Source organism: Scytonema hankhaensis NUACC26 (assembly GCF_045865695.1).
GTDB lineage: Bacteria > Cyanobacteriota > Cyanobacteriia > Cyanobacteriales > Nostocaceae > Scytonema.
Window position 1 is genome coordinate 21,875 of sequence record NZ_BAACAP010000132.1, and the last position, 8,851, is coordinate 30,725.

At 42.2% G+C, this 8,851-nt stretch carries 10 protein-coding genes and 1 pseudogene; 3 read left to right on the forward strand and 8 right to left on the reverse strand.

What is annotated here, in order from left to right; all coding sequences use genetic code 11:
• Positions 1 to 11 precede the first annotated feature (11 nt).
• The 5 genes from ACKTT2_RS08000 to ACKTT2_RS08020 form a co-directional block, all read right to left on the reverse strand.
• Positions 12 to 1,466, reverse strand: a complete 1,455-nt coding sequence (locus ACKTT2_RS08000; protein ID WP_407885442.1) for an NHLP bacteriocin system secretion protein — start codon at positions 1,464 to 1,466, stop codon at positions 12 to 14.
• Between the two features lie 33 nt (positions 1,467 to 1,499).
• On the reverse strand, positions 1,500 to 2,609 hold the full coding sequence (locus tag ACKTT2_RS08005; RefSeq protein ID WP_407885445.1) for a cyclic nucleotide-binding domain-containing protein: 1,110 nt from the start codon (positions 2,607 to 2,609) through the stop codon (positions 1,500 to 1,502).
• Positions 2,606 to 3,802: a DUF7005 family protein gene (locus ACKTT2_RS08010; protein ID WP_407885447.1), complete on the reverse strand. Its 1,197-nt coding sequence runs from the start codon at positions 3,800 to 3,802 to the stop codon at positions 2,606 to 2,608. Before ACKTT2_RS08010 ends, ACKTT2_RS08005 begins: the two co-directional genes overlap by 4 nt.
• 67 nt (positions 3,803 to 3,869) lie before the next feature.
• Complete coding sequence (locus ACKTT2_RS08015) at positions 3,870 to 4,631, reverse strand: MinD/ParA family ATP-binding protein (protein ID WP_407885449.1); 762 nt, start codon at positions 4,629 to 4,631, stop codon at positions 3,870 to 3,872.
• Positions 4,632 to 4,685: 54 nt separating this feature from the next.
• The gene (locus ACKTT2_RS08020) at positions 4,686 to 4,880 is read right to left on the reverse strand and encodes a hypothetical protein (protein ID WP_407885452.1); all 195 of its coding nucleotides are present in this window, start codon (positions 4,878 to 4,880) and stop codon (positions 4,686 to 4,688) included.
• Between the two features lie 603 nt (positions 4,881 to 5,483).
• Here ACKTT2_RS08020 and ACKTT2_RS08025 point away from each other — a divergent pair.
• A complete protein-coding gene (locus ACKTT2_RS08025; protein WP_407885454.1) occupies positions 5,484 to 5,987 on the forward strand; it encodes a 2TM domain-containing protein in 504 nt (167 codons plus the stop codon).
• Between the two features lie 333 nt (positions 5,988 to 6,320).
• Here the strand turns inward: ACKTT2_RS08025 and ACKTT2_RS08030 are convergent, their stop codons facing one another.
• Positions 6,321 to 6,944, reverse strand: coding sequence for an FMN-dependent NADH-azoreductase (locus ACKTT2_RS08030; protein ID WP_407885456.1), 624 nt, complete (start codon positions 6,942 to 6,944; stop codon positions 6,321 to 6,323).
• A 129-nt stretch (positions 6,945 to 7,073) separates the two neighbouring features.
• On the opposite strand from ACKTT2_RS08030, the gene ACKTT2_RS08035 reads away from it, so the two are divergent.
• Entirely contained in the window at positions 7,074 to 7,445 is a 372-nt protein-coding gene (locus tag ACKTT2_RS08035; RefSeq protein ID WP_407885458.1) for a winged helix-turn-helix transcriptional regulator, read from the forward strand.
• Between the two features lie 118 nt (positions 7,446 to 7,563).
• Positions 7,564 to 8,061 carry a hypothetical protein gene (locus ACKTT2_RS08040; RefSeq protein ID WP_407885460.1) on the forward strand — a complete coding sequence of 166 codons (498 nt, stop codon included), beginning with the start codon at positions 7,564 to 7,566 and terminating at the stop codon, positions 8,059 to 8,061.
• A 72-nt stretch (positions 8,062 to 8,133) separates the two neighbouring features.
• Here ACKTT2_RS08040 and ACKTT2_RS08045 read toward each other — a convergent pair.
• A pseudogene (locus ACKTT2_RS08045) lies at positions 8,134 to 8,376 on the reverse strand (hypothetical protein).
• Positions 8,377 to 8,429: 53 nt separating this feature from the next.
• On the reverse strand, positions 8,430 to 8,822 hold the full coding sequence (locus tag ACKTT2_RS08050; protein ID WP_407885467.1) for a salt stress protein, Slr1339 family: 393 nt from the start codon (positions 8,820 to 8,822) through the stop codon (positions 8,430 to 8,432).
• Between the last annotated feature and the right edge of the window lie 29 nt (positions 8,823 to 8,851).

Consider the following 8,851-nt stretch of genomic DNA (forward strand, 5'->3'; position numbering starts at 1 on the left):
CAGTTGTCTTTTTAGTTAAGACCAGTTAAAGACTTAAAGAGTGGAATCACGTAGGAAATAGGTGCTTGTTCCCCTACTTGCACCCGGACTTGTGCGCTAGTGCCGGAAGAAATTTTTAGTTCTGGTCCCTTGGAGGAAGACCATTTGTAGCCACTAAAGGTGTTTGGGTCTTGTTCCAGTTGGGCAAAGATTTGTATAGGTGCCCCGCCGCTATTTGACAAACTTTGTGTTATACTATTCGCCAGGTTTTCGTTACCGATGATTGCGGAAATGTCTTGGTTCGTCACTGGGAAGGACCTAACCTGCGTTACTTTGCCCACAACGCCGCCGAAACGTTCGCGCTTAACCATACTAGGAGTGACTTGTACGGACATTCCCGGCTTAACTTGCTTACCGTCTTTATCGGCGAGGTAAATGACGCTCATGAGTTGAGAGTTGCGATCTTCGGTTTCAATTGACGCAATGCGGGAGCCTGCACTGACTGTTTGACCAGGGGCGATCGCAACTTCTAGGACGCGACCATTGTATTTGCTGATAATTCTGCTTTTTGTAACTAGTTCTAACTGCAGTTGGGAAATCTGACGTTTAGTTGTCTGGATTTTATTATTTTTGTCAATAGACTGCTCTCGATCTTGTTGAGCCAGTTGGGCTGATTGGACATCGAGGTTTTGGATTTGGGTATTAATATCTTTAATGTCTTTGCGATTGCTCACGAACTTTGCTTGTGCCTCGGTTTCTTGGCGATCGAGATCCTTGAGTTGCGCTTCCAAGTTTGACACCTTGGTCAGATTTTCCGTATATTCTTGTCGAGATTGCAGCACTACATCCTCGGAAACGGCTCCCTCCCGCTTCAGATAACGTCGAACTGCGAGCCGTCGTTTGAGGGTCGGAATTAGAGATCTACTTTGCGCCAGACTTAGCTGGAGGCTTTCACGTTGTTCTTTTAGGGACTCGATACTTTTTTCCCGCAAAATCGGTCCAAACTTCAAGACAGTACGCAGGTTTTCCTCGAGGACTGCTCGCTGCTTCACTAAGTTTTGCCGTTTGAGGGCAATTCCTTGCCTTTGGAGTGCATCGGTTTCTTTGTTCTGATTAAGCAGTTCAGCTAGTTTTGATTGCTCTTGCTGTAGCTGCTGCCTTAGTTGGGGTTGGTCAATTATACCGAGAACATCCCCTTGCCTAATTCTATCCCCTGACTTGACATTGAGTCTGACAATTTGACCTCCACTAGGTACTTGAAATTGCACCACATTGCCCGGTCGAATCAGTACGCCTTGACCTTTCACAGTCAGCGGAATCCGTCCAAATATACTCCAAATTACAGCAACAACGACTAAAGAGCCAATTGTAGTCAGGGGCAACCAGGCTCTACGGTTAACCACCTGCATCATCTGATCTAGTTGTTCTGGCGAAGATAAGCGTTCTAAAGCTTCTTGACGAAAAATTTTATTTTCTTGACTTTGCATATAGTTTGTTGAGCAAATTTTTTAAATTTTGACTTAAGACAGCACTTTCAAGCGTTTGAGCATCCAGTCAAATCTGGCACCGCCGAGAAAAATGTTGTCCATCACCTGAAGATCGATTTCATCTTCGTATTCAATATTTTTGGATAGCGCCTGTCCTACCCGGTATGAGCTTCTGCCGTATCCCAGGCGGCTGATTAGCCCTTGAAGTCTAGCTGAAAGCAGCATAGCTATGACTCGGTAAAAACGAGCACCCATACCTGGGTTTTGCTGAAGTTTAATCGTTAGTTGTTGCTTTTTAATCGCCAACACTTGAGAATCTTCTGCAGCTTTAAAGGTATAGGTTGGCAATCGACCATCAATCAGAGCCGTTTCGCCAATAAATTCACCACTTAATGAGGAGGCTATCTCGGTTGCGGGTGAAGAGCCGCTTCGATCGTCATCTTCCAAAACTGTAAAAACACGAGCCAGAGAGTTACCTGTATCTTCTTGTGCAAACACAGACACCTTTCCACGTAATAGCACGTAGAGATGTTCTAACGCTCTACCCGCTTGGATCAGCACATCGCCTGGGGCGATCGCTTCAAGGCTACTGTTTTGTATCAACCAGTCAACATCGCTATCGCTGAGTTCACCAAACAGCAGGGGAACGTCTTGCAGTGGTGGAATTTGCAAGTTTTGACGATGTGTAAATTTTTTGACCAAACGTTCAAAGCGGTCTAAGAGCAAAATTGCGATCGCACGGTAAAATCGGTTAGCAAATTCCACGTCTTGCCGGAGTATCGCTAGCAGTTTCTCGCTATGTAAAGCCAGAACAACTGAATTTTTTTCCGCTTTTACTGTAATTGCCGAGGGGCTGAAATTCAAAAAGGATATTTCACCAAGCATCTCGCCACTAGAGAAGCGAGTAATTTCTTGCTCTAGGTCTTGGTCATCCTCAAGAGCGGCAAAAATGCCAGCCAAAGCACTATCTTGATTTTTTTTGATACTAGCACTTAAAGTGCCTTCAAGAACTAGATATAAATAGTCAACATTGCTCTGCTGCTGAATCAATACGGCACCAGCGGCAACTTGCTGTTGACGACCATTGGCTATCATCCAATTAATATCATTGTTATTCAACTGTTGGAGCAGAACCTCTGTCATATGCTTAGATTGTTAAAGTAAAGTTGCCTGACGTTTGAGTTAGCGTGCAGTTGGTGTTGATAACGGTAGGCTGCCTCTAGTATTGACTTGCCTGATTCACAAGCTAATTCCTCTAATGTTAAACTTGTCAAAGCCATCAGCACGGAAACTTGCTCGGGTAAGGTTCTGTGCTGCCCGATAAATCCTCGATCGAAACACTCAAGATTTTCTGCCGCGCTCTTAACTAGTGCTTGGAGAATTTTAAAAGCACCGTCCGACAGGGGTGGAGAACCCCTATAGTTTTCTAACCGGGCACCCTTGCGATAGATGGAAGACTCCAAACCGACAAAATGTAAAAACCAGTCCGCTCGATAGTACCCTAAAGCGGACACTATGCCTCTGTAGTCAGCTATTAATTCATCAATCAAATTATTACGCATTACGCCAAGAAAGCGGCGAGTAAAGTAATGCGTACACTCATGTTCTAGCCTAATTTGCTTTGAAAGATGTTGCCACTGTGACTCTGACTGTTCCAGTTTACTTGCTGCTACATTACTATAAGGACCGGAGCTAAGAATTATAAACCGATCCTGATATAATTCTTTACGCCCAATTAGGCGTTTAAATTCGCTGTTCCAGTCAGCAACAGAGCCTTTATCCTGTTGTACCTCCCACTGCTTTCGATACTGATTTACACGATCCCAATTGTTATAGCCACTAACAATACAAGCTCCCATCGAATCAGGAATTGGTAATGGTTCATTGCGTTGAGTTAGAGCTTGCACTAAAGTGACAAAATCAGAGCGGTTAAAAGCCACAATTACCGGAATGGTGCCAGCAAGAGATTGATGCAATTGAATTTGTAGTTTTTCCGGTTGACTCATAACCAGCCCGGTGGCGATCGCCATACCATTGACGGGCGATCCTTTGCGGGTAGCGGTGCGATATTCCTCTGTTTCACTAATGCCAGCAAGTATAGGGAACTCAAACTGCACTAAACGGTGTTTCAGGACATTATAAGCTCCCACCGTCTGTGCCTCTTTTTCGTATTGTTCCCAAGCAGCGATATGAGCCTCTGGTTCGGGAGGGATTTGCGGAAGCTGCCATTGGGATAAGTCAAACACATTTTGGTTGTAAGCAAGCAGTTCTATAATTTGGGAGTCACTAGCACCAAAGGTGACTAAAACATTGGTACGTAATTGCAGATCGTTCATTTTTATAAATTATCGGGTTTGCGAGATTTCTATACAAGACTGTTCCAACCCATAACTTGCAGTTCTCTTAACTAATAATTTTTGTCGCTACTACCTCTAAAGTTAGACTTATAGGATCGTTGGGGTAGCTGAGGTAAAAAATGCCGCTACTAGCAAACCGAAGCAGGTTTTCTGACTCAGGAATAATACCAATAACTGGGATTTGATAAGTTTGTTCCACTTTTTTTCGGAGATCCTGGAAGTCGTAGTCTCTTAGGGCTTTATTAACCATTATTAACAACTCGGGCACTTGCAGCTTGCTTGCCACATCTACAGTTACAGCAGTACCCTGAAAATCTTGTTGGTCGGGTCGGAGTACTAATAAGACGGTATCAGAAGTTGTTAGTGATATTAGGGTTTCTTGGTTGAGACCAGGGTGGGTGTCGATAAACAGGTAGTCAAGTTTGAGGTTTTCGATTAAGTCTTTAAAGCCCTTGAGCAGCAGTTCAACATCGAATCGCTCGCGTAAAATGCGAGAAATATCGTTCAGTTTAACGCTTGAAGGAACTAAGTAGATACTACTACGGGGATTCGTCTGGTTTTTGAGTACATATGTAACATCATAGGCGGCATCGGCGATCGCACAGTTACCCCACAGGAACTCATTGAGTGTAAGTTCTATCTGTTTTTCATCCAAGCCGAACAGGACGTGAATGCCCGGTGATTGAATGTCAGTGTCAACAATACCAACCCGATTGCCTTGACAAGCAATGGCTGTAGCAATATTAGCTGTTAAGTTTGACTTGCCTGTGCCACCTCGATAGGAATGAATAGAAACAATTTTTGACATAATGAGTATTCCCTTTGTATTAAACTGAGACAAAAATGAAATGAAATACATTAATTACCCAGGTATTTGAATTTCTGCTTTGGCAAACGCAGAATTATTGATTAGTTCTTGCTTAAATGCTTCATCTTTTAACACACGGGCTATAATTTTCGTTTCGATGCTTTCGATTTGAGTTTCATTATCATAATTTTCTCTGTCAATCTGAGTATTTTGTGACGGTTGAGTTTTGTATTTTGATAGATAATTCAAATAATTTTTAAATACAAGACATGATGATGTTTGTATTTAAAAATTATGTTTGCGAATTGTAATACTTGCTTTTACCATTGCATTTTGTTCGGTATAGCAGCACAGAGTCATTAAAAAAAAATACTTATATAAGTGAATACAAATTGTTTCTTATTCATAGTGTTCAATTAAGTCATAAAAGTTGTTTGCTTTCAAAACCCATTGGTGTTAGTGTTAGGCTACTTACAAGCAAGTGTCGTACACTCAGCTTGTTTTTCCTTCTGTTCATTTATAGGTTTGGCTTTTTGGTAGCTATACACTTGTGGATTAAAAAAATAATCGGTTTTACCAGCCAACGACTCCGCTAATCCCACCCAGATCGGCACTCGGTAGTAATTAACCTCTTCTCTACTCCATTTTCTTCTGTTTGTTACTCTCTTTTTCCCTCAAATGGCTAAAGTCGAGTTCAAGAAGTCGGGAATCTGGAATAGTTAAGCGATCGTGTCGTCAACTTGATTTGCTACCCTAGATATGGATAGTTTGGCACTGCTAGTGGCAATCGCAATGACGAAAAATCTCTCTGGCAGGGCTGGTTTAGGAGTAGTAATATGAGAGTTAAGCGTTATGACAACTTTTGATAGCAGGGCAAGACGTACCTACAGCCAAGAAGATGTTCAGAAAATACTCAATTTAGCGATCGCCCGTCAAGCTGATGACAATGAGAAAGAATTCTCCTACGAACAACTGCAAGAAATTGCGGCTGAATTAGAAATTTCTCCAGAGTCACTGCAACAAGCAGAACGCGACTGGTTAGATGCACAAGGAGAAATGCAACAACGACAAGCTTTCAACCTCTACCGTCAAGGAAGATTTAAAAAGCGTTTTGGCAATTATGCAATTCTTAATATCTTTTTCATATCTTTGGATATGATTAGTGTTCCAGGTCTTTCTTGGTCTTTGTATATCTTGCTGGGCTGCGGGCTTACCTTGGGACTCGATACTTGGAATACCTTTCTAGTTAAAGGTGAAGAATACGAAAGAGCTTTCCTACGGTGGCGTCGCAAGCATCAAGTTAAAAAATTCTTTAATTCAGTTGTTAATAGATGGTTGAGGGCGGTTAGTGGTTAGTTGTTGGTACGGGCGCAACGCCTTGCGCCCGTACAGTTGCTAGTTGGTTGTTATCAGATTAATAAACTACATCTTGTGGGACGGGCGTCCTCGCCCGTTCTCTGGTCTAGTACAGGCGGGGACGCCCGTCCCACAAGAAAATGTTGTGATTTATATAGCGGTTTTTAATTGGGTGCAATACAGAAAAAAGTTATGGAACCGCAGATGCACGCAGCCCGTAGCGGATAAATCTGTACTTCATTCAAGTGAGAATCGCTATATTCCCAATCGCCAGTCCCCAATCCTCATTGCCCCTTATCCCCAGAGGGGACCCCGAGTTCCCCAATCCCTAATCTACCAACTTGCTACAGCTTTCTCAACCTCTTCCTGTGCTTTTGCCAAAGACGCTTGACGAGCATCTTCACCAGCACCCAGGTTTTGCACGTGGATGAAGTTAATGTCTGTAATTCCCAGAAATCCAAAGAGCGCTCTTAGAAAAGGTTCTTGATAATCGTATGGTGCAGCAGGGCTTCCAGGTGAAAAGTCTCCACCTCTAGCTGTTACAATCAACATCTTTTTACCTTCAACTAACCCTTGGAAACCACCGTTTGCATCCACAGCAAAGGTGCGACCAGCCCGCACAATTTGGTCGATATAAGCTTTGAAGGTAGAGGGAATATTAAAGTTATACATTGGCACGCCAAAGATGTAACGGTCAGCTGCCAAAAACTCATCTACCAAACTATCTGAGAATTCAATAGCTTTGGCAAGTTCTGGCGTGCGAGCATCTGGTGGAGTAAAAGCTGCTGCAATCCATGATTCATCTACATGAGGTACTGGATTATGACCTAAATCCCGGTAAGTTACCTTATCTCCAGGATGGGCGTTTTTCCAAGCTGAGACAAACTCAGCTGCAAACTTGCGAGAAAAGGAACGTTCTCCACGAGGACTTGAATCAATATGTAGGATGTGCGCCATAGTGAAGTATAAAGTATTCAGTAAGTCAGAGAAGAGTTTTTCCGTATTAACTTTAAGCTATGTAAAGTTACTATGGAAAGTAGGCACTTAAAAGTAAGGTACTTACCAAAAAGAAACTGCGAGGTATAGATGGAAGCTAAAGCGGAAAACCATAGCAGGTTAACTTGTGAAGTGGAAACCACTCTAAGGGTCATTGGTGGACGTTGGAAAGTATTGATTATTCGAGAATTGATGGTAGGTGTCAAACGCTTTGGCGAATTACAACGAGCTTTAGATGGAATTACTCAGAAAATGCTGACTCAGCAACTCCGGGAAATGGAAGAAGATGGGATTATCGCTCGTAAGGTTTATCCGCAAATTCCCCCGAAAGTAGAATATTCTTTAACTCCTTTAGGTGAAAGTCTGCAACCTATTCTTTATGCTATGCATGAATGGGGTGTCAAACATTTGTCAAATCAAATTGGCAATGCTCCAGAAGAGCCGCTTCGCGATCGCAAGTAAAGTTATTGGTTATTTGTCACCAACCACTAACAACTAACCACTAACCATTTATCATCTTAAAACTTTCTTCAAAGAAATTAAGAGAATCTACCCTTGTATATACGAGGTGATTTCTTGCATGACTGAGTTATATCCGGTTACTCAGTTAGTTATGGAAATTCTACCTCTTATTTTAATTGCTCTTCTCATCGGTTCAGTTATGGTTTTGGCTTATGAAATCTACCAGCAAAAAAAGTACCCGAAAGTTATTAAAACTGTGACTGCGAGTAAACCCATAGTCCCTTCAAAGCCTGTTTTACCTCAAAAACCCATAGCAGTGACGCAACAGTTTTCTGTCACCATACCTCCACAAACTCAATTACCACTACAGATTCCACCCCTACAACCTCTCGCAGTACCTCCAGTCACTACGAATCCACCACTTACTCCATGGCCTAAAGCAGTATCTCATAATAAACGTACCAGGGAATTATTTGGTCAGTTAGTTAAGCTGATGCAAGGCGATAGCGATGCTGCTAATCGTTTGGTAGCCCATCAGAGAAGCAAAAATTCCGCTAAATCAGAGGAATGGATTTTGGAAAAGACAATAGATGATTTAACACGCGATCGCTCTTAGCGCCAGCCGTACCCGGCTTATCGCTCCTAGCGCCAGCTGTAGCCACCTTATCGGTACTAGGAGCGCATATTATTAATTTTGAGGGGTTGTAGAGACGTTGTATGCAAGTTCTTTTTTAGCTTCTTCCCATGACATACTACCATTAATTTCAGCATCTTTTTTAGCTTTTTCGTAGGCTTTTAAATCTTCTTCTTCTTCTTATTCTTCGATTTTTTGAAGTAGCGCGTAAATCTCATCTAGTGTAGTGTCATAGGCTTGATGTAGCAGTCCGTTAATATCTTTGATTATCTCTTCTCTCTCACGTTCAGTTTTCATTTTTATACCTCTTCTAAAATTTCCAGTAGTTGACTTATTTCTTCATTATTATACTATCCGCTTATCGAATCGTAATACTCAATCGCCGCCTCTAATTTTGAGGGGTAAGTTTCAGCAAATCGTTCAAACCAGAGACCTTCAGGCGAATATGGATCGAGTTTATCCAGCCAATCTTGAGCTTGTTTTTTCAAAGCTTCCATTTTTTGAGCTTCAATTTCTAATAACCGAATTCGCTCTTGTTCTAGCTGCTCTTGTCTTTGCAATTCCAAGGCTAAGTCTTTTTGCTCAAACTCAGCCTTTACTTCTTCCAGAAGACGATCGATAGGATTTGCCGATTTTGATATTGGCACATCTACCGATCTCGTTGGAACTGGCTGGCTTTGCTCTGGTTTTGGTTGTTCGTAATGCTCTTTTAATTCAGCTAATAATTTATCAATTGAATCCATACATAACACTGGTCACTGGTCACTGGTCA